This is a genomic window from Pseudomonas sp. TNT2022 ID642 (assembly GCF_028656995.1).
Lineage (GTDB): Bacteria > Pseudomonadota > Gammaproteobacteria > Pseudomonadales > Pseudomonadaceae > Aquipseudomonas.
Map to the genome: position 1 here is coordinate 22,565 of NZ_JAMDGW010000004.1, position 18,734 is coordinate 41,298.

Below are 18,734 nucleotides of genomic sequence, written 5' to 3' on the forward strand. Positions count from 1 at the left end.
GAACTCGATGGCGTATATTCGGCAAATCCCAATTGCCCGTGTATCCCCACCATGAAGCAGACCTCCGACGATCTCGAACAGATCACCGCCACCACCCTCGGCCACTACAACTCGGTGGCCGAAGACTTCCGTGAAGGCACCCGTGACCACGATGTCAGCCAGAACATCGATGCGTTGCTACGGCATATTCAAGGTGTAGCGCCGTTCACGATTCTGGATTTCGGCTGCGGTCCGGGCCGGGATTTGCAGACGTTCACGCGCATGGGCCACATCGCCGTCGGTCTCGACGGTTCGCCAGAGTTTGCGCGAATGGCCCGTGAGGACAGTGGTTGCGAGGTGCTGCAGCAGGACTTTCTGAAGCTGGATCTGCCGGCCGAACGCTTCGACGGCATCTTCGCCAATGCGGTGTTGTTTCATGTGCCGCTGCAGGAGTTGCCACGGGTGCTCAAGCAATTGCATGGCGCGCTGAAGCCCGGTGGTGTGCTCTTCAGCTCGAATCCGCGCGGGGATAACCGTGAGGGCTGGAACGGGCCGCGCTATGGCTCGTATCACGATCTGGCGGCGTGGCAAGGGTTGTTGACGGCGGCGGGGTTTGTCGAGCTTGAGCATTACTACCGGCCGGCGGGGCTGCCGCGTGAGCAGCAGCCTTGGTTGGCGAGTGTCTGGCGCAAGGACTGAGTTGAGTCAGGAAAAGCCCCTCATCGGAACGCCGCCCGCCCAACCCTCTCCCGGAGGGAGAGGGAGCCGATTGGGGGATATTGAGGGAGTACGCCGACTTGACCCAACTTCGCTGAATCCATAATCGACTCGATTTTTCAGGTCGATGGATAGCGTCAGACACCTCGGTCAGTCCCCTCTCCCCCCGGGAGAGGGTTAGGGTGAGGGACAGCTGTTGACTCAATCCTTCTTCGGCTCGCGGATCTTGTACCAGGCCACATACAGCGCCGGCAGGAACAGCAACGTCAGCAACGTCGCCACCACAATCCCGCCGATCATCGCGTACGCCATCGGCCCCCAGAACACTTCCCGGGCAATCGGGATCATGCCCATGCTTGCCGCAGCGGCGGTCAGCAGGATCGGTCGGCGTCGATGCTCAGTCGCCTCGACCACCGCATCCCACGGCGCATAGCCCTTCTTCTCGAACTCATCGATCTGCGTCACCAGAATCACCGAGTTGCGGATGATGATGCCGATCAGCGCCAGAATCCCCAGAATCGCCACGAAACCCATCGGCGTCCCCGTCGGCACCAGCGCCAGCACCACGCCGATCAGCCCCAGCGGCGCGACACTCGCGACGAGGAACATCTTCTGCACGCTGTGCAACTGGATCATCAGGAACGTCGCCATCAAAAACAGCATCAATGGCAGAACCTTGGCAATCGGCCCCTGGGCCTTGCCACTTTCCTCGACCGTACCGCCGGTGGCGACTTTGTAGCCCACTGGCAATTTGTCAGCGAAAGCATCAATCGACGGTTTGAGGATTTTCACCAGATCGGTCGGCTGGATCTCGTCGCGCACCGAGGCCTTGATGGTGATGGTCGGCAAGCGGTCGCGACGCCACACCAGCGGCTGCTCCAGTTCATAACGCACGGTGGCGAACGCCAGCAGCGGAATCGACGTGCCGCTCGGGGTGACGATCTGCAGGTTTTGCAGGGTTTCCGGGGTGCCACGCTCGGAATCCACCGCGCGCCCGACCACATTGATCAGGTAGATATCGTCATCGACCTGAGTCAATGGCGAGCCGCTGACGATGCTGTTCATCAGCTTCGCCACGTCTTCGGACGACAGTCCGAGCTGGCGTGCCTTGTCCTGGGCAATGTCGATGCGCAGGACTTTGCCCGGCTCGTTCCAGTCGTAAATGATTTCACCAATGTGCGAGTTCTTGTCCAGTTCGGTGGCCAGGTCGATGGCGTGCTTGCGCACCTGATCGATGTCCTTGCCGCTGATCCGGTACTGGATCGGACGCCCCACCGGCGGGCCCATTTCCAGCGCCTGCACGTAACTGCCGATGCCGACGAAGTCCTTGTGCAAGCGCTCACGCAGGCGTTGGCTCAACGCCTCACGGGCCTCGAAATCCTTGCTGACGATCACCAGTTGCGCGTAGTACGGGTTCTGCAATTGCTGGTCGAGGGGCAGGTAGAAACGGATCGCGCCCTGACCGATGTAAGTACTCCAGCGCACGATGTCCGGATCACCCTTGAGCGTCGCTTCGAGCTTGTCGACGGCTTTGCGGGTTTCGTCGATCGAGGCGTTTTGCGGCAGGTTGAGGTCGACGAGAATTTCCGGACGGTCCGACGCCGGGAAGAACTGGTTCTGCACAAAACGCATGCAAAAAATCGACAGGGCAAACAGCAGCACGGTAATGCCGATCGCCCACCAGCGATTGCGCATCGCCCACAACAGCCCGCCATTGAACGCGCGACCGATGCGGCCGGGTTCGGCTTCATGGGGTTTCACGTTGGCGCTGAGAATGTGCACGCCGATCACCGGAGCGAAGAACACCGCCACCACCCAGGACACCAGCATCGCCACGGCGATCACCGCGAACAGGGTGAAGGTGTACTCACCGGCGGAGCTGGCATTGAGGCCAATCGGCACGAAACCCGCGACGGTCACCAGCGTGCCGGTGAGCATCGGGAACGCCGTCGAGGTGTAAGCGAACGTCGCGGCTTGCTCGCGGGTCTCGCCCATTTCCAGACGCGTGACCATCATCTCCACGGTGATCATCGCATCGTCCACCAGCAGGCCGAGGGCGATGATCAGGGCACCGAGGGAAATCCGCTGCATGGTGATGCCGCTGTATTCCATGAACACAAAGACCATCGCCAGCACCAGCGGAATCGAGCACGCCACCACCAGACCGGCACGCACGCCGAGACTGATGAAGCTCACCACCAAGACGATAATCACGGCTTCGAACAATGCGCTGGTAAAGCCGCCGACGGCCTCTTCCACCACCACAGCCTGATCGGACACCGTGTGCACGCCGACGCCCACCGGCAAGTCCGCCGTCAATTCATCGATGCGCTTGTGCAGGGCCTTGCCGAACTCCTGAACGTTGCCGCCCTTCTGCATCGCGATGGCGAGGCCGATGGCCGGTTTGCCGTCGAAACGGAATTCCGGGGTGGCCGGGTCAACGTAACCTCGGCTGATGTCGGCGATGTCGGCCAGACGATAGAAACGATCATTGAGCTTGAGGTTGACCTCGGCCAGATCTTTCTCCGAGGCGAACTGCCCCGAAGTGCGCACGGAAATCCGCTCGGGACCGGCCTCGATCACGCCCGCCGGGGTTACCGCGTTTTGGGATTGCAGACTGTCCACCACCTGACGCTGATCGATGCCCAGCGCCGCGAGTTTGCGCGTGGAGAAGTTCAGGTAAATCACTTCGTCCTGCTGGCCGACCATTTCTATCTTGCCCAGCCCCGGCACATTGCGGATCTCGGCCCGCGCCTGCTCCACGTAATCGCGCAGCTGGCGCATGGTCAGGCCATCGGCGGTGAACGCATACACCGAGCCGAATACATCACCGAATTCATCGTTGAATCCCGGCCCTTGAATCCCTTGGGGAAACTGCCCGCGAATGTCGTCGATCTTCTTGCGCACCTGATACCAGATTTCCGGGATGTCCTTGGCACTGGTGGTGTCGCGCAGGTACACGTACACCGTCGATTCGCCGGGGCGCGTGTAGCTTTTCACGTAATCGAGAGAGTCGAGTTCTTCGAGTTTTTTCTCGATGCGGTCGGTGACCTGCTTGAGGGTTTCCTCTTGGGTCGCGCCCGGCCATTTGGTCTGGATCACCATGGTCTTGATGGTGAATGACGGGTCTTCTTCGCGCCCCAGATTGAAGTACGAGAACACGCCCATCAGCAACGCGACGAACATCAGATACCAGACGAAAGACTGATGCTTGAGGGCCCATTCGGAGAGGTTGAAAGAGCCTTTCATTGACTGTCCTCGTCAAGTTTCACGGGTTGCCCGGGTTTGAGACTGTTGACGCCGGCGCTGACCACGCGCTCGCCGTTCTTCACCCCTCCCGCGAGCACCACGCTGCTGTCGCTGCGGCTGACCACCGTTACGTCGCGGGGGCTGACGGTTTTGTTTTGCGTGTCGATCACCCAGATGCGCGATTTGCCATCGACCTCCTGGAGTGCGGTGACAGGCAATTCGATGCGCGGTTTGATTGCCGAACTGAGGGTCACGCTGATCGCCGTGCCGAGGCGAAAGCCGTCCGGCGTATCGGCCAGGGTCAGGCGTGCCCGTCGGGTGCGCGTAGCACTCTGGGCCTGTGGTTCGATCTCGCGGATGACCGCGGTGGTGTTGATGCTCGGATCGAGCTGCGCGGCCACCGAGAACACAACGTCGCCGGGAATCTGATCGACCAATGTATCCGGCAGATCAATCACTGCTTCCTTGATGTCCGGTTGTGCCAGCGTCACCACTTGCTGGCCAGCCGTGACCACCTGCCCGGCCTCGGCGTTCCACGCCGTGACGACGGCTTTATGGTCGGAACGCAATTCTGTGTAGCCGAGTTGGTCCTTGCTTTGGTTGACTGCCGCGCGTGCCTGATCCAGCGAGGCTTGCGTGGTTTTCAGGTCGGTGGTGGCAATGTCCAGTTGCGCCTGTGCACCGACGCCGCGATCAAACAGCGCCTGCTGACGGCGCGCGTTGGCTTGCGCGTTGATCAGTTGCGCCTGGACTTTTGCCAGGTCGCCCTGGGCCGAACGCAATTGGTTCTGCTGATCAGACGGATCGAGGGTGGCGAGCAGCGTGCCCTTCTCCACTTCGGTACCGACATCGACGTTGCGGCTGGCAATGCGTCCACCGACGCGAAAACCGGTGTTGCTCTCGTAGCGCGCCTGAATGCTGCCGGCGAAACGCCCGAGGTTTTCCTCGCTCAACGCTTCGACCTTGACCGACAGCACCGGACGTACCGGTTCGGGCGGCGGCTCTTTCTTCGAGCACGCGGCCAACAACACAGCCATGGGTAACAGCCACAGACGCTTCATGGCTGTGCTCCCGGTTGCAGATCCTTGTAGGTGTTTTCGGCGATCTCGACTTTCATCCCCGGGTGCAACAACTGCCCACCGGCGACGATGACTTTCTCGCCACCCTTGAGGCCTTCGCTGATGATGACTTTGCCGGTCAGGTAACGGCCTACCGTAACGTTGTGCAATTGCGCTTCGCCCTTGTCGTCGACCATCCACACCGCGGTATCGCTGATGTTTTTCGTCAATGCTGACCACGGCAGCTCGACTGCCGATTTGCCCGAACCTTTCGCGGTGGCGCTGACCACCGAGCCGAGCTGCATGCCCGGCGGCAGTTTGTCGAGGGTGACTTTGACTTGCACGGTGCCGGATTGCGCCGATACCGCCGGGGTGACTTCGCGAACGATACCGGTGGTTTTGATCTCGGGGTTGTCGAGCAGGCTGACGGTGATCTTGTTGTCCGTGGGACGCTCGGCGAGCAGTGATTCATACACGTTGAACACCGCATCGCGATCACCATCGCGAGCCAGGCTGAAAATCGGCGCGGTAGCCTGGACCACTTGGCCGACTTCGGCCTGGCGCTCGGTGATCACGCCCGGCGCATCGGCGATCAGCGCGGTGTAACTGAGTTGATCCTTAGCGTTGGCCAATTGCGCCTGCGCCGCGCTCAAGGCGCTCTGGCTGCTGCGCAACGCGGCTTGGGCGGAATCGTATTCGCTCTGGCTGGTGTAGCCCTTGGGCAGGAGTTTTTGCTGGCGTACGAACGCCGCGGCACTCTGTTTCACCCGGGCTTGTTCGGCGACTACCTGAGCCTGGGCGGAGTCGACGTTGGTCTGCAAATCCTTGGGATCGAGTTTGGCCAGCACCTGTTTGGCGGTGACCCGGTCGCCGACGTCGACCATGCGCTGGATGATCTTGCCGCCGACGCGGAACGACAATTCGGTCTGCACGCGCGCCTGCACGTCACCGGTCAATGTCACCGAAGCCGCGTAATCCGTGGGTTTGACCTCTTGTACAAAGACCCGTGGCAGGTATTCCTCAGGGGCTTTTTTCTCGCCGCATGCGGTCACCAAGGTGAACAGACTCAGCATGACCGCTGTTTTCAAACCGGGACTCGCCATGCAGACTCCTTCCTGTGTACGAACGTGCAAGTGACGATACGACTGTGAGCTTAGAACAGGGTTCAACGTTCGCCCGTTCGTCCCCCATATTTCCTCTAGGAGCTGCCGTAGGCTGCGATCTCTTGATCTTTTAAAAACAACATCAAAAGATCGCAACCTTCGGCAGCTCCTACAATAGGCGCCTGAAGAGAAGGAATTCCATGCTCAATACTCTCGCGGTGGCCAATTACCGTTCGATCAACAAATTGGTGATCCCACTGGGGCGCTTGAACCTGATCACCGGCCCCAACGGCAGCGGCAAGTCCAACCTCTACCGGGCCTTGCGCCTGCTGGCGGAAACCGCTCAGGGTGGCGTAGTCAATGCGCTGGCCCGTGAAGGCGGACTGGAGTCGACCTTCTGGGCCGGGCCGGAAACCATCAGCCGGCGCATGCGTAACGGCGAAGTGCCGATCCAGTCGACGGTACGCCAAGGCGTTAAACGATTGCGCCTGGGGTTCGCCGGAGAAGATTTCAGTTATTCGATCAGCCTCGGCTTGCCCGACTCTAACGGGCACTTCATGTTGCCCGAACATTCGCGGCCGATCCCCTCGCGCTTCAGCCTCGACCCGCAGATCAAGCGCGAATGCATCTGGGCCGGCGCCCTTTACCGTCCGGCTAGCCTGTTGGTGGATCGTGACGGGCCGATGATCCGCGCACGCGCCGAGCGCCAATGGGATGTACTGGCGCAACACACGCCGAACTTCGACAGCCTCTTCGATCAGGTCGGCAGCCTGCGCAGCTCGCCGGAAGTGTTTCAGATGCGCGAGTTCATTCGCCGCTGGCGCTTTTACGATCACTTTCGCAGCGATGCCGATGCACCGGTGCGCCAGCCGCAACTGGGTACGCGCACGCCAGTGCTGCATCACGACGGCCGTGATCTGGCGGCGGCGTTGCAGACCATCATCGAGATTGGTGACGGCGACGCCATGCGTGCGGCGATTACCGATGCATTTCCTGGTGCACGGGTGCATATCGAAGCGCAGGCCGGTGGACGGTTTGCCATCGAGTTTTATCAGGAAGGTTTGTTGCGGCCATTGTCGGCGGCGGAGCTGTCGGACGGGACATTGCGCTATCTGCTTTTAGTGGCGGCATTGCTGACGCCGAGACCGCCGTCGCTGATGGTACTGAACGAACCGGAAACCAGTTTGCACCCGGATCTGTTGCCAGCGTTGGCGCGGTTGATTATCCGTGCCTCTGAGCAGTGTCAGGTGTGGGTGGTGTCGCATGCGCGGCGGTTGATTTCGGCGTTGCAGGAAGACCCGGAATGCAACTGCATTGTTCTGGAGAAGACACTGGGGCAGACCGGGATTGTCGGGCAGCGGGTGCTGGATGAGCCGGCGTGGAACTGGCCGGATTGAGTGATTCAGGCAAAAGCCCCTCACCCTAGCCCTCTCCCGGGGGGAGAGGGGACTGACCGAGTTGTTCTTTCGAGTTACGCCGACATGAAAGTCTCGAGTTGAACTCAGGTTTTGAAAAGCCCAGAGATCGGCTCCCTCTCTACGGGGAGAGGGGCCTGACCGCGGATGTTCGGGAATTACGCCGACCTGAAAATGCTTTGTGAATCCATAATCGACTCTGTTTTTCAGGTCGATGTCTGATGCAAGACACCTCGGTCGGCCCCCTCTCCCTCCGGGAGAGGGCTGGGGTGAGGGATTGCCCTTGAGCCTCACCACCGACTCAACAGGCAATCACCCCTGCCACTTGCCACCCTCGACAATCACGCTCTCAGGCTTGGTGTCATCGCTCAGCTCTTTACGCACATATTGGTCGTACAGCTTGAGCAGATACTTCTCCTCACCCAGCCTGGCCAGCTCGGTATTCACCCAGTCACGCAGCTCGATATTGCCCTTCTTCACCGCCGGCGCAATCGGCGCTTCCGCACCGAGTTTTTCATCCAGCACGCGATAGCCCGGGTTCTGCTTGGCCCAGCTGAACAGCACCAGGTTGTCCTGCGCATAGGCATCGCCACGGCCATTGGCCAAGGCTTGCAGCGATTCGGAGTTTTTCTCGAACTTCAGCAGTTTCCAGTCCGGGTGATTCTTGGTCAGCCAGATATCCGCAGTGGTGCCAGTGGTGACGATGGTGGTGCGGGTCGCCAGGTCATCAAGGTTTTTCACCGCGCTGCTTTGCGGCACCAGCGCCTGCACCGCAACCTTGAGGTTCGGGTTAGTGAATTCCACCGCTTCCTTGCGCTCCGGGGTCACGGTCATGTTGGCGAGGATCAGGTCGACCTTGTCGCTTTGCAGGAACGGAATGCGGCTCGCGGGTTCAACGGCAACGAACTCGACCTTGTTTTCATCGCCGAGCAGATCCTTGGCGAAACGCCGGCCGATGTCGGTATCGAAGCCAACATAACGCCCAGCCTCATCGACAAATCCGAATGGCGGCTTATCGGTAAAGACGCCAACGATCAATTTGTCGCGGGCCTTGATCTTGTCCAGATAACCAGCGGGCGCGGTGCTTTCGCTGGCGACTTTCGGCTTCGGCGGTTCTTCGGTTTTGCTGCAACCGGCAAGCAAGGCGAAGCTGAGCAGCGGCAGTAAAAAAGCGGCAGTTTTCATAACAGTTCCAGTTCCTTTGTCGGATTCGTTTTTGGCAGTGTTGCCACGAAGGAGAACTTCTCCAGAAACTGCTGCGCGCGTGCGGTTTGCGGGTTCGTAAAGAAAATCTCGGGCGGGTTCTGTTCAAGGATGCGCCCGGCATCCATGAACACGATGCGGTCGGCCACCGCGCGGGCGAAGGCCATTTCATGAGTGACGATCAACAGGGTCATGCCCTCGCGGGCGAGGCCCTGAATCACCTGCAAAACTTCCTTGACCATCTCCGGATCAAGGGCGGCGGTGACTTCGTCGAAGAGCATCACCCGTGGGTTCATGCACAACGAGCGGACGATAGCGATGCGTTGTTGCTGGCCGCCGGAGAGCTGACGCGGGAAGGCGTCGCGCTTGTCCGCCAGGCCAACGCGTTCGAGCAGCGACTCAGCTTGTTGCTGGGCTTCGCGGCGCTGACGCTTCTGCACCTTGAGCGGGCCGAGCAGCAGGTTGTCGAGCACGCTCATGTGCGGGAACAGGTGATAACTCTGGAAGACCATGCCGATCTGCTGACGGATTTCACGCCAGTCAGTGGACTTGCCGAGCAGCTCACGGCCGAGGAATTTCAGGCTGCCGCTGTGCGCCTCTTCCAGGCCATTGAGGCAACGCAGCAAGGTGCTTTTGCCACAACCGCTGGGGCCGAGGATGACGATCACTTCGCCACTCTGCACCTGCAGGTCGATGCCGTTGAGCACCTGCTGCTCGCCATAGAATTTGTTGAAACCGTGAAACTCGATCAATGCGCTCATGCTTGCGTCCAGCGTCGCTCCAGCACGCGCGAAGCGGCTGACAGCGGGTAGCAGATGAAAAAGAAAAACAGGAACAGCGCGCCGTAAATCAGCACCGATTCGTAAGTGCGCTCGATGATCTGCTGACCAACCTTGATCACATCTACTACTCCAATCAACACCGCCAGCGAGCTGGTCTTGATGATCCGCGTGTAGACGTTGATGGTCGGCGGCGTCATGCGTTTCAGCGCTTGCGGCAGCAGCACGTAGCCGTAGAGTTGCGCCGCGTTCAGGCCAATCGACAGGCCCGCTTCACGCTGCCCGCGCGGCAGAGAATGCAATGCGCCGCGCGCCACCTCGCCGACCTCGCTAGCGCCCCACAGCGACAGCACCAGCACCGCGCACCAAAAGCTGGGAATACTCAGGCCGAAGAAAATCGGCAGACCGAAGAACAACAGATACAACCAGACCAGCACCGGGATCGCCCGGAACAGTTCCAGATACACCCGCAAAATCGCGTTCAGCCATGTCACGTTGAGCGTGCGCAACACGCCGTAAAGCACGCCGCCGACAGTGCTGATGGCGATGCTCAGAAAAGATATCGACAAGGTTTGTCCGGCGCCTTTGGCCAATTGCGGCAACGACACCCAGAGCAGCTCAAGACCCGAACTGGCCATGCTGGAGCCTCCTTTCCAGACGGCTGAGCAGCAACGACAGCGGCAAGAACAACAGCACGCAGATCAGCGTCAGCACGGCGAGCATTTCGTAGGTTTTGTAATAGAGCGCAATGTAGCTCTTGGTGGTGTAGAGAATTTCCGGCACCGCCACCGCCGAAACCACAGTGGTTTCCTTGAGCAGGAAAATGAAATTGGCGAACAGCGACGGCAGGCTGAGAATCCCCGCTTGCGGCAGGATCACGTAGCGCAGCAACTGGCCATGGGACAGACCGATGGAGCGCCCCGACTCCAGTTGCGCCTGCGGCACCGCATCGACGCCGGCACGCAGTACTTCGGTGAGGTAAGCGCCGCCGAGGAAGGTCATGGTGATGATCGCGGCGGTGAAACCGGAAACCTGGATCCCCACGGCCGGCAAGGCGAAGTAGACGAAAAACAACTGGATCAACAGCGGCGTGTTGCGCGCCAGTTCCACATACAGCACGACCAGTTTTCGCAGGTACGGCGTGCGGAACACCAGAATCGTCGCGTTGAGCAGCGCCACCAGCAGCGAGGTGCCAATGGCGATAAAACCGACCTGCAGCGTCACGCCCACGGCTTTGAGAAACGCCGGCAGGGTGCTGAGGATAAATGCGTAATCGAAGGTCATGAAACGTCCTGAACGCCGCTCGGTAAGCGACGGTGGTGCAGTCCATGGGCAGCGGGTGGCTGTCCGGCAAGCACCGACTTTATAGGTATAAAAACAAGAATTTAAATACCGTTAAAGCATATTGATATCACCCAAAAAACTATCTTGTGGGTTTGCCGGGAAGGAATAAGAAGGCTATTTTCCTTTGCGCTGTAGGACGGATCTTTTTTTCACGAAAGCCCTCCAAGGATGAACAGCTTTTGGCCAGACTCCCTCGGCCAAACCCATAACAAGGAAGAAAACATGGACGTAAAAGTGCCGCAGCGACTGGATCCGCAGGAGATTTTGAAATTGTTGGTGGCGTTGAGGCGGGCGTTGAAGGCCACAGCGTAAATCAAAAGCCCCTCACCCCAGCCCTCTCCCGGAGGGAGAGGGAGCTGACCGAGGTGTCTTGCGTCATACATCGACCTGAAAGATCGAGTCGATTATGGATTCAGCAGAAATCTTTCACGTCGGCGTACTTCTACAGCATCCCCCGATCAGTCCCCTCACCCCAGCCCTCCCCCGGATGGAGAGGGAGCCGACCGAGGTGTATGGCGATTTACATCGACCTGAAAGATCAAGTCGATTATGGATTCGGCAGAAATCTTTCACGTCGGCGTACCTCTACAGCATCCCCCGATCAGTCCCCTCTCCCTTTGGGCGGTCCGACGTTTCGGGAGGGTTAGGGTGAGGGGCTTTTCAAGCGCACACACAAAAACGCCGATGACCCTCGCTGGCCATCGGCGTTTTCATACCTTGAAGGGGTTCACTCAAGCGTCAGATCAGAACGCCGGCAGTACCGCGCCGTTGTACTTCTTCTCGATGAACGCTTTGACTTCCGGGCTGGTCAGGGCTTTGGCCAGTTTCTGGATCGCGTCGCTGTTCTTGTTGTCCTCACGGGCCACCAGGAAGTTCACGTACGGCGAGTCAGCGCCTTCAATCACCAGCGCATCTTTCTGCGGGTTCAACTTGGCTTCCAGCGCGTAGTTGGTGTTGATCATGTCCAGATCAACTTCTTTCAGAACGCGTGGCAGCAGCGCCGATTCCAGTTCCTTGAACTTGAAGTTGTGCGGGTTCTTGGCGATGTCTTTTGGCGTTGCCAGAGCGTTTTTCGGGTCTTTCAGCTCGATCAGGCCTGCCTTCTGCAGCAGGATCAGGGCACGGCCGCTGTTGCTGCCTTCGTTCGGGATGGCGATGGTCGCGCCGTCCGGCAATTCAGCCAGGGTCTTGTATTTGCTCGAGTAGCCGCCGAACGGTTCAACGTGCACGCCCTGCACGGTCACCAGGTACTTGGACTTGTCGTCCTTGTATTTGCCCAGGTTGAAGCTGTTCAGATACGGCAGGGTCTGGAAGTAGTTGGCGTCCAGACGCTTCTCGCCAACCTGTACGTTCGGCTGAACGTAGTCGGTGAACACTTTGATTTCCAGATCCACGCCTTCTTTGGCCAGGGTCGGTTTGATCAGCTCAAGGATTTCAGCGTGCGGCACCGGGGTCGCCGCAACCACCAGTTTCTCGCCGGCATTGGCCAGGGAAGCAGTCAGAGCAGCCGCCAATGCGGTAAACAACAGAACCTTTTTCATGCAGTGTCCTTATCGAAAATCACGGTCGTCATCGACGACGGCATTAATACGTGTGCCAGTGAAGTGATATCGCTGGCGTGGGTCGGACAATACCGGGATTTTTTATTCCCGGACAATAACGTTTATTCAGCTTCATATTCCATTTTGTTCATGTTGAACAAAACGGTTACAAACCCTCACTTAACCGAATCAGCAAATCTTTCAATACCTTACGCTCATCGACACTGCCGCCGATGTTGATTTGTGCCACCAGCCGTTCGATCTGAAGCTGCGGCCCAGACACCTCGGGCAGATTCAGGTGCTCTGGGAGAATCTCGTCGCCGGTGCTCACCAGCAAGGCAAAGTGAATGACGTTTTCCAGCTCGCGAGTGTTGCCCGGCCAGCTGTGTTGTTCGAGCACATGCTGCGCCGCTTCGCTGATCAATGGCACCGGCAAGTCCAGACGCTGGCTATAGATGCCAAGGAAATACTCGGCCAGCGAAAGAATGTCGCCGATGCGCGCGCGTAAGGCGGGCAGCTCCAGTTGCCCTTCGCTCAAGTAGTGATAGAGGCGCTCATGAAATTTGCCGGCGTCCACCGCTTGCGCCAGATCGATGCTGGTCGCGGCCACCAGACGCACATCCACGGGACTTGGCTGAGGCGCACCGACACGGGTGACTTCGTGGTTCTCCAGCGCGGCAAGCAATTTGATTTGAATCGGCAGCGGCAAGTCGCCGATTTCATCCAGATACAAGGTGCCGCCGTTGGCCGAACCAAACCATCCGGCACGGCTGCTGGCAGAGCCGCTGTAACTGCCGGCGGCGTAGCCGAACAGCTCGGCATCGGCGTAGGTCGGGCTGATCGCCCCGCAATTGACCGAAACGAACAGACCGCTACGGTCGCTGGCGCGATGGATGTGCCGAGCGAGCAATTCTTTACCGGTACCGGTCTCGCCACGGATCAGTACCGAGGTCGAACGCGGTGCCAATTGCTCGAGCTCTTCGCGCAATTGACGCGAGCGCGGATCGACGAACACCAGCGCCTTGGCGCGAATGCTCAGGGGGCTTTTTTCTGCATCGGGAAAGGTCAGCAACGGCTGACCGAAGGTTTCGAAACTCATGGCAGACTCCCGCCCAAAACCGCCGGGAGACGGGGGCGTTGAAAGATAAAAAATCAGGCGCGACGGCGAGCGTGGTGTTCCATGCGGTTTTGCAGGCGATAGAGATAAGCAAAACCCTGCTCCCAACGCTGATGCCCGGACTTGACGTTGATGTGCCCGGCACCGGCGAGAATCCCCGCCTCGGCGCCCCAGTTGCGCGCCAGCTCCAGAGCGCGCGGCGCGCTGACGGCGGCGTCGTTGTCGGAGCTGACGACCTGGCTCGGAAATGGCAGCAGATCGGTCGGAATCGGTGCGAAGTTGCGCAGCGCCGGCGCGCAGGCCGGGCGCTCGACATCGGCCGGCGCAACCAGCAAGGCGCCGCGGACCTGACGCAGGTATTGCAACGGCGCCGTGGCCGCCCAGTGGGCAACGGTGATGCAGCCGAGGCTGTGGGCGATAAGGATGACCGGCGTGCTGTCGGCAGCAATCGCCTCGGCCAGTGCCGCCACCCAGTCTTCACGACGCGGCGTCAGCCAATCGGCCTGCTCGACCCGCGCGCTGTTCGGCAGGCTGTGTTGCCAGTGGCTTTGCCAATGATCTTCTGGCGATCCTTGCCAGCCCGGCACAATCAGGTAGCGGATTGATTCGTTGCGCATGGGGAGCTCTCCTGCGTCGTGTCTGTTCCTGAACGAGTATAGGGAGGGGATTTATATTCGTTAAGGAATAAGAAGCTATTTATTAAGACCTGAATTGAATATGCGATGTGTGCATGGCATTAAATCTTTTCCCCCTCACCCCAGCCCTCTCCCCCATGGGGGCGAGGGGGAAAGGGAGCCGATCTCCTGGCCTTTCAAATCCGGAGTTCGACTGGATTTTTCATGTCGGTGTATAGCGGCCAAACAACGCAATCAGTCCCCTCTCCCTCTGGGAGAGGGCTAGGGTGAGGGCTTCGCTTCTAATGCCAGAAATAAAAAAAGGGCCGCACCCTGCCAAGGAGACGGCCCCGGAAAAACGTTGAATCTGTTACCGCGCAGTAATCACCGACAACTTGGTAATCCCCGCTCGTTCAATCGAAGCCATCGCCCGCGCCACTTCGCCGTAGTTCACCCCGTCATCGGCCTGCAACTGCACGCGCACTTCCGGGTCCTTGGCCTTGGCTGACTTGAGGTTGAATTCCAGCAAGTCCGGCTGAATCTCATCCTTGTTGATAAACAGCTTGCCGGCGCCATCGATGCTCACCACCAGCGGATCCTTCTGCTCGACCGGCGCCACCGCTTCGGTCTTCGGCAGGTTGATCGGGATCGCGTTGGTCAGCAGCGGCGCGGTGACGATAAACACCACCAGCAGCACCAGCATTACGTCCACCAGCGGCGTCACGTTGATCTCGCTGAGCACCTCATCACTGTCTTGCGTGGAGAAAGCCATGTCAGGACGCCTCCTTCACTTTTGCCGCGTTACCCGGCGTTGCGACCTTGTGCGCGGTCGGATGGATCAACACGCGGAACGCACTCTTCTGCGCCAGGCTGTAGAAGTCGTGGGCGAAGTCATCCAGATCCGCCGCCGTCAGTTTCAACCGACGCAAAAAGTAGTTGTAAACCAGCACCGCTGGCACCGCGACGGCGATCCCCACACCCGTGGCGACCAGTGCCGCACCGATCGGCCCGGCCACCGTTTCCAGGCTCGCCGAACCGGCCGCACTGATGCCTTTCAACGCTTCCATGATTCCCCACACCGTGCCGAACAAACCAATGAACGGCGATGTGCTGCCAATACTGGCGACCACTGCCAAGCCTGTTTCCAGCGAACGCCGTTCGCGGACAATTTGCTGACGCAAGGCGCGCTCCAGTCGATCCTGATGGTTGATCGCCTGGCTCAAATCATTGGCCTGTGGCGCCTCGCCCACTTGAATCGCTGCGTAACCGGCCTGCGCTACTCGTGCGGCGGCGCCGGGTTGGGTTTCGCTCAATTCAGCAGCGGAATCGAGACTCGACGCCGCCCAGAAGCGTTTATGAAAACGCCGGTCTTGTGCCTTCAGACGTCCGAACTGCACAGCCTTGAGCAATGCCAGCCCCCAGGTGGCGACGGAAAAAACCACCAGCAGCCAGATCACCGCGCTTTCGATGGATTCCAGTGGAGATGCCAGTAACGTCATGATGTATTCCTCGTGTAAACGTTTCGCGCGAATTTGGTTTCGGTTTAATGAATCTTGAAATCGATGGGCACGCTGACCCAGCCGTCCTGGGCCACATCACCCTGCTTGGCCGGGACAAAACTCCAACGCTTCACGGCGTTCAGCGCCGCATCGTCGAGCTGCTGCCGGCCGCTGCTTTTTGCTATCTGGATCTCACCCGGTTTGCCGCTGGCCAACACATGCACGCGCAGCAACACCGTGCCTTCCCAACCGCGACGCTGAGCCAGCGACGGATATTCCGGTGCCGGGTTTTTCAGGTACGCGGCGTTGGCTGAGGCCGGGGTTACCGGTGCCGGCGCGGGGGGAGCAGGTGGTGCTGGCGCTGCAACCGGAGCGGCCGGTTGTGGCGGCGCGGGTGGCTGCTCGACCGCTTTCGGCGCTGGTTTGGGTGCCTGTTTAACCACCGGTTTCGGTTTCGGAACGGGTTTTGGCGGCGGTGGTTTCACGGCCAGTTCGTCCTCCACCGGCGGCGGTGGCTCAACCACAGGCGCAGGTGGTGGCGGCTCGACAACCGGTGGCGCTGGCGGTGCCGGGCGCGAGAACTCGATGGTCATCGGCGGAATTTCCGGCGGCACGATTGGCAGCACTGGCGTCGGTTTCTGGCTGATCCAGTAGATCACCGCGCCATGCACCACCAGCGCGAGCACGCCGAGCAGAATTGTTTCGCGCCGACTCAGAATGCCGTTGGGCGCACGCTGCAACCGCAACTGCCCCAGCGGCACACGATGCGGCCGGCCGAGATCGACCAATTCGCCACCCGGCGTCTGACGCCACAGCAATTCCTCTGCGCTGGCGGCGGTCTGGACATTGCCCATTGATTCACTCCCTGCGGTCTTTTTGCGTTCTCTACAAAAACTGCCGATCAACCGTTTGTTGAATCCCCCACGGTGGATCGATGGGTGAATCATTGGGCTTGACGCTTATCTCCGAAAGTAATCTTTAACGTTATGCATAGGTCTTTATGGAATATAAGAATTGATCAATTCTGCCAAAGCCACGCGCCACGCGGGCTGCAGCGATGCGTGAAAAAGCGCATGCTTTTGAGGCATCGAAAGTATTCATGCAACGCATCAAATTCGGTTGACCCGGTTTTGCTGGACAACTAATACCAAGTAGATAGTTGATTGTTCTTTTGCCGGAACAATAAAAAAAGCCGGCGCACTTTCGTGCGTCGGCCTTTATCAATTGCGCGCGGATTATTGTTTGACGAATTCCCCTGCCAGGGTCACTACTTCACCGTCAAAATTAGTACGGGAACCGGCCGCGCGAACTTTTGCATAATTGTGATCAGGAGAAAACAATGACCACGCTTGAAATCCGCTATTACCATTCAGACCGACAAATGTGATGGTGGTAGGTTGTCCGGTGCTGTTCTGGAAATGGTAATGCCCGTAGCTGACGTCATAGTTAACGCCGCCCTGGCTGAACGTGCCACTGAATGTACCGTTGGAATCGTTGCCATCGGTAATCGTCAGTTTGGCGCCAGCGTTAGCGTTCACATAAGTGCCATTAATGCTCGACATGATTCGATTTCCTTTATCGTTGGGATAAGTGTCTTCCGATGAGAGCAAGTTTCCTCCTGGAAACTCACGACAGTCAGGATGGTTGCAGATTCAACTCCTGTCCACGCGAGTTACTAACGAAATTGCAATAAGCACTATTCAACCCGCTCATAACTTATCGCCGTTCGATCGAGCATTAATTCCAATTCAACTAACGGCTGGCATTGGTTTGCTGCACACCGACAACCGGGGCATTAACTGCCGTCTCGGAGCGTGGCGTACCCGTTGGCACCCAGTCATAACTCACAGGCAGTGCCCGATACACCCAGTTGCTGATCGCGTCGCTGCCCGGCGCCTTGCCGAGATAGGGGCTGACGTATTCCCAGACGTTCTCACCGTTGGCCGTCACTTGGAAAAACCGCCCGTTCATGCCTTCATCGATTAACGTATTGCCGTTGGGCAAACGCCGCGCGCTGCTGATAAACGAGCTGTAAAACGCCCAACCCGGTTGCTTCGAATTGGCAGCGCTGTACTGCCAGACGATCTCGCTTTTCACCGGGTCGATTTCCAATACCCGCGAGCCGGAAATCAGCCCGAGGGTGACGTTCGGATAACCCGCCGATCCCTGGTTATCGAACACCAGCAAGTTACCGGCGCCAGGCAATCCTGCCGGAATGATGTGCGCATCATGCTGACCGACAAACTGATCCACCGGACGCGGCAATTTCTGCGCGGTTTTCGGGTTGATCAGTGGCAGATTCGGGCCAAGACGCCAGACCACTTTGCCGCTGCTCTTGTCGATGATCGCGATGAAGTTGGCGTTGCGTGAATCGATCAGCAGGTTGTCCGGATTGAAGCGTTTGTCACCGGCATCGAACCACTTGTTCGGCCCGACCAGGCTGAGGTTGTTGATGTGCAGGTAGTCCGGATTTTCACTGGCGCGCACCAGCTTCAACTGCTCGGCGGTGAAGCCGAACTCATTGAGATGCTCCGAGGCCAGCCACTGCCATTTCACCGCGCCTTCGGGGCTGACTTCATAGATCGCATCGTCGATCACCTCGGGCACTTTGAAGCCTTTTACCTTGTGCACCTTGTTCGCCAGCACCACGGTGTTGCCGTTGCTCAAACGGCGCTGATCATGGTGCTGTTGCGCGGCGCCACCGGGCGCCTTGTCGCCCCACTGCCAGACAACTTTACCGTTCCAGTCCAGCTCACCGATGCTCTGATTGCCCAGCCCGTTGCCGGCCGAACCGAGTTTGCCGGGATCCTTTTCACTCAATTGCAGCAGCACATGGCCGCGCTCACCGCCAACCAGTTCTGGATCGATGATCGCCGACGGAAAGCCTGCCTGTGGCCAGGTTTTCACCTCGTTGCCGTTCATGTCGATCAGGTGCGTCTGTTTGTCCGCGCCGCTGAAAATCACGTACTGATTGAAGGCCTTGTTCGGGTCATAACGGGTCACGCCGGTCGGGTAAACACTTGGTGCGGCGAAGGCGCCGGCACTGAGCACTGCGCCGGACAGCAACACCGGCAAAGCCGTTTTGATACGCAACATGATGCAGCTCCTTGAGTGAC

General features: G+C 59.0%; 17 protein-coding genes. 2 read left to right on the plus strand and 15 right to left on the minus strand.

All coding sequences use genetic code 11. From position 1 onward, the window contains the following. Positions 1 to 51: 51 nt before the first annotated feature. Positions 52 to 678, plus strand: a complete 627-nt coding sequence (locus tag M5G26_RS04160; RefSeq protein ID WP_273914512.1) for a class I SAM-dependent methyltransferase — start codon at positions 52 to 54, stop codon at positions 676 to 678. 219 nt (positions 679 to 897) lie between these two features. Here the strand turns inward: M5G26_RS04160 and M5G26_RS04165 are convergent, their stop codons facing one another. Genes M5G26_RS04165 through M5G26_RS04175 form a run of 3 tightly spaced genes read right to left on the minus strand, consistent with a single transcriptional unit; the run spans position 898 to position 6,106 of the window. Beyond that, on the minus strand, positions 898 to 3,945 hold the full coding sequence (locus M5G26_RS04165; RefSeq protein ID WP_273914513.1) for an efflux RND transporter permease subunit: 3,048 nt from the start codon (positions 3,943 to 3,945) through the stop codon (positions 898 to 900). After that, positions 3,942 to 5,006 carry an efflux RND transporter periplasmic adaptor subunit gene (locus tag M5G26_RS04170; RefSeq protein WP_150692884.1) on the minus strand — a complete coding sequence of 355 codons (1,065 nt, stop codon included), beginning with the start codon at positions 5,004 to 5,006 and terminating at the stop codon, positions 3,942 to 3,944. The genes M5G26_RS04165 and M5G26_RS04170 overlap by 4 nt, the downstream gene beginning before the upstream one ends. Continuing rightward, on the minus strand, positions 5,003 to 6,106 hold the full coding sequence (locus M5G26_RS04175; protein ID WP_150692883.1) for an efflux RND transporter periplasmic adaptor subunit: 1,104 nt from the start codon (positions 6,104 to 6,106) through the stop codon (positions 5,003 to 5,005). The genes M5G26_RS04170 and M5G26_RS04175 overlap by 4 nt, the downstream gene beginning before the upstream one ends. Positions 6,107 to 6,306: 200 nt before the next feature. On the opposite strand from M5G26_RS04175, the gene M5G26_RS04180 reads away from it, so the two are divergent. Next, positions 6,307 to 7,503 (plus strand): AAA family ATPase, encoded by a 1,197-nt coding sequence (locus M5G26_RS04180; protein WP_273914514.1) that lies wholly within the window; start codon positions 6,307 to 6,309, stop codon positions 7,501 to 7,503. Positions 7,504 to 7,833: 330 nt separating this feature from the next. Here M5G26_RS04180 and M5G26_RS04185 read toward each other — a convergent pair whose 3' ends face one another. From M5G26_RS04185 to M5G26_RS04240, 12 genes are all read right to left on the minus strand, one after another. After that, positions 7,834 to 8,706, minus strand: coding sequence for a transporter substrate-binding domain-containing protein (locus M5G26_RS04185; RefSeq protein WP_273914515.1), 873 nt, complete (start codon positions 8,704 to 8,706; stop codon positions 7,834 to 7,836). Beyond that, positions 8,703 to 9,485, minus strand: coding sequence for an amino acid ABC transporter ATP-binding protein (locus M5G26_RS04190; RefSeq protein WP_273914516.1), 783 nt, complete (start codon positions 9,483 to 9,485; stop codon positions 8,703 to 8,705). Before M5G26_RS04190 ends, M5G26_RS04185 begins: the two co-directional genes overlap by 4 nt. Beyond that, the gene (locus M5G26_RS04195; RefSeq protein ID WP_007918714.1) at positions 9,482 to 10,141 is read right to left on the minus strand and encodes an amino acid ABC transporter permease; all 660 of its coding nucleotides are present in this window, start codon (positions 10,139 to 10,141) and stop codon (positions 9,482 to 9,484) included. Before M5G26_RS04195 ends, M5G26_RS04190 begins: the two co-directional genes overlap by 4 nt. Continuing rightward, positions 10,122 to 10,787, minus strand: coding sequence for an amino acid ABC transporter permease (locus M5G26_RS04200; RefSeq protein WP_273914517.1), 666 nt, complete (start codon positions 10,785 to 10,787; stop codon positions 10,122 to 10,124). Before M5G26_RS04200 ends, M5G26_RS04195 begins: the two co-directional genes overlap by 20 nt. A gap of 803 nt (positions 10,788 to 11,590) precedes the next feature. Beyond that, a complete protein-coding gene (locus tag M5G26_RS04205; RefSeq protein WP_160054708.1) occupies positions 11,591 to 12,388 on the minus strand; it encodes a MetQ/NlpA family ABC transporter substrate-binding protein in 798 nt (265 codons plus the stop codon). A 166-nt stretch (positions 12,389 to 12,554) separates the two neighbouring features. Further along, positions 12,555 to 13,487 carry a sigma 54-interacting transcriptional regulator gene (locus M5G26_RS04210; RefSeq protein WP_134176179.1) on the minus strand — a complete coding sequence of 311 codons (933 nt, stop codon included), beginning with the start codon at positions 13,485 to 13,487 and terminating at the stop codon, positions 12,555 to 12,557. A 53-nt stretch (positions 13,488 to 13,540) separates the two neighbouring features. After that, positions 13,541 to 14,122, minus strand: a complete 582-nt coding sequence (locus M5G26_RS04215) for an alpha/beta hydrolase (RefSeq protein WP_273914518.1) — start codon at positions 14,120 to 14,122, stop codon at positions 13,541 to 13,543. Positions 14,123 to 14,489: 367 nt separating this feature from the next. Next, positions 14,490 to 14,891, minus strand: coding sequence for an ExbD/TolR family protein (locus tag M5G26_RS04220; RefSeq protein ID WP_003220570.1), 402 nt, complete (start codon positions 14,889 to 14,891; stop codon positions 14,490 to 14,492). A 1-nt stretch (position 14,892) separates the two neighbouring features. Next, complete coding sequence (locus M5G26_RS04225; protein ID WP_273914519.1) at positions 14,893 to 15,618, minus strand: MotA/TolQ/ExbB proton channel family protein; 726 nt, start codon at positions 15,616 to 15,618, stop codon at positions 14,893 to 14,895. Positions 15,619 to 15,662: 44 nt separating this feature from the next. Next, positions 15,663 to 16,472: an energy transducer TonB gene (locus M5G26_RS04230; protein ID WP_273914520.1), complete on the minus strand. Its 810-nt coding sequence runs from the start codon at positions 16,470 to 16,472 to the stop codon at positions 15,663 to 15,665. Between the two features lie 381 nt (positions 16,473 to 16,853). Next, the gene (locus M5G26_RS04235; protein ID WP_038359731.1) at positions 16,854 to 17,180 is read right to left on the minus strand and encodes a hypothetical protein; all 327 of its coding nucleotides are present in this window, start codon (positions 17,178 to 17,180) and stop codon (positions 16,854 to 16,856) included. A 190-nt stretch (positions 17,181 to 17,370) separates the two neighbouring features. Further along, the gene (locus tag M5G26_RS04240) at positions 17,371 to 18,714 is read right to left on the minus strand and encodes an aryl-sulfate sulfotransferase (protein ID WP_273914521.1); all 1,344 of its coding nucleotides are present in this window, start codon (positions 18,712 to 18,714) and stop codon (positions 17,371 to 17,373) included. Positions 18,715 to 18,734: the final 20 nt, after the last annotated feature.

Bases quoted from the DNA above. Each gene is read 5' to 3' on its own strand.
- M5G26_RS04160 (WP_273914512.1), top strand. From the start codon at position 52: ATGAAGCAGACCTCCGACGATCTCGAACAGATCACCGCCACCACCCTC.
- M5G26_RS04165 (WP_273914513.1), bottom strand. From the start codon at position 3,945: ATGAAAGGCTCTTTCAACCTCTCCGAATGGGCCCTCAAGCATCAGTCT.
- M5G26_RS04170 (WP_150692884.1), bottom strand. From the start codon at position 5,006: ATGAAGCGTCTGTGGCTGTTACCCATGGCTGTGTTGTTGGCCGCGTGC.
- M5G26_RS04175 (WP_150692883.1), bottom strand. From the start codon at position 6,106: ATGGCGAGTCCCGGTTTGAAAACAGCGGTCATGCTGAGTCTGTTCACC.
- M5G26_RS04180 (WP_273914514.1), top strand. From the start codon at position 6,307: ATGCTCAATACTCTCGCGGTGGCCAATTACCGTTCGATCAACAAATTG.
- M5G26_RS04185 (WP_273914515.1), bottom strand. From the start codon at position 8,706: ATGAAAACTGCCGCTTTTTTACTGCCGCTGCTCAGCTTCGCCTTGCTT.
- M5G26_RS04190 (WP_273914516.1), bottom strand. From the start codon at position 9,485: ATGAGCGCATTGATCGAGTTTCACGGTTTCAACAAATTCTATGGCGAG.
- M5G26_RS04195 (WP_007918714.1), bottom strand. From the start codon at position 10,141: ATGGCCAGTTCGGGTCTTGAGCTGCTCTGGGTGTCGTTGCCGCAATTG.
- M5G26_RS04200 (WP_273914517.1), bottom strand. From the start codon at position 10,787: ATGACCTTCGATTACGCATTTATCCTCAGCACCCTGCCGGCGTTTCTC.
- M5G26_RS04205 (WP_160054708.1), bottom strand. From the start codon at position 12,388: ATGAAAAAGGTTCTGTTGTTTACCGCATTGGCGGCTGCTCTGACTGCT.
- M5G26_RS04210 (WP_134176179.1), bottom strand. From the start codon at position 13,487: ATGAGTTTCGAAACCTTCGGTCAGCCGTTGCTGACCTTTCCCGATGCA.
- M5G26_RS04215 (WP_273914518.1), bottom strand. From the start codon at position 14,122: ATGCGCAACGAATCAATCCGCTACCTGATTGTGCCGGGCTGGCAAGGA.
- M5G26_RS04220 (WP_003220570.1), bottom strand. From the start codon at position 14,891: ATGGCTTTCTCCACGCAAGACAGTGATGAGGTGCTCAGCGAGATCAAC.
- M5G26_RS04225 (WP_273914519.1), bottom strand. From the start codon at position 15,618: ATGACGTTACTGGCATCTCCACTGGAATCCATCGAAAGCGCGGTGATC.
- M5G26_RS04230 (WP_273914520.1), bottom strand. From the start codon at position 16,472: ATGGGCAATGTCCAGACCGCCGCCAGCGCAGAGGAATTGCTGTGGCGT.
- M5G26_RS04235 (WP_038359731.1), bottom strand. From the start codon at position 17,180: ATGTCGAGCATTAATGGCACTTATGTGAACGCTAACGCTGGCGCCAAA.
- M5G26_RS04240 (WP_273914521.1), bottom strand. From the start codon at position 18,714: ATGTTGCGTATCAAAACGGCTTTGCCGGTGTTGCTGTCCGGCGCAGTG.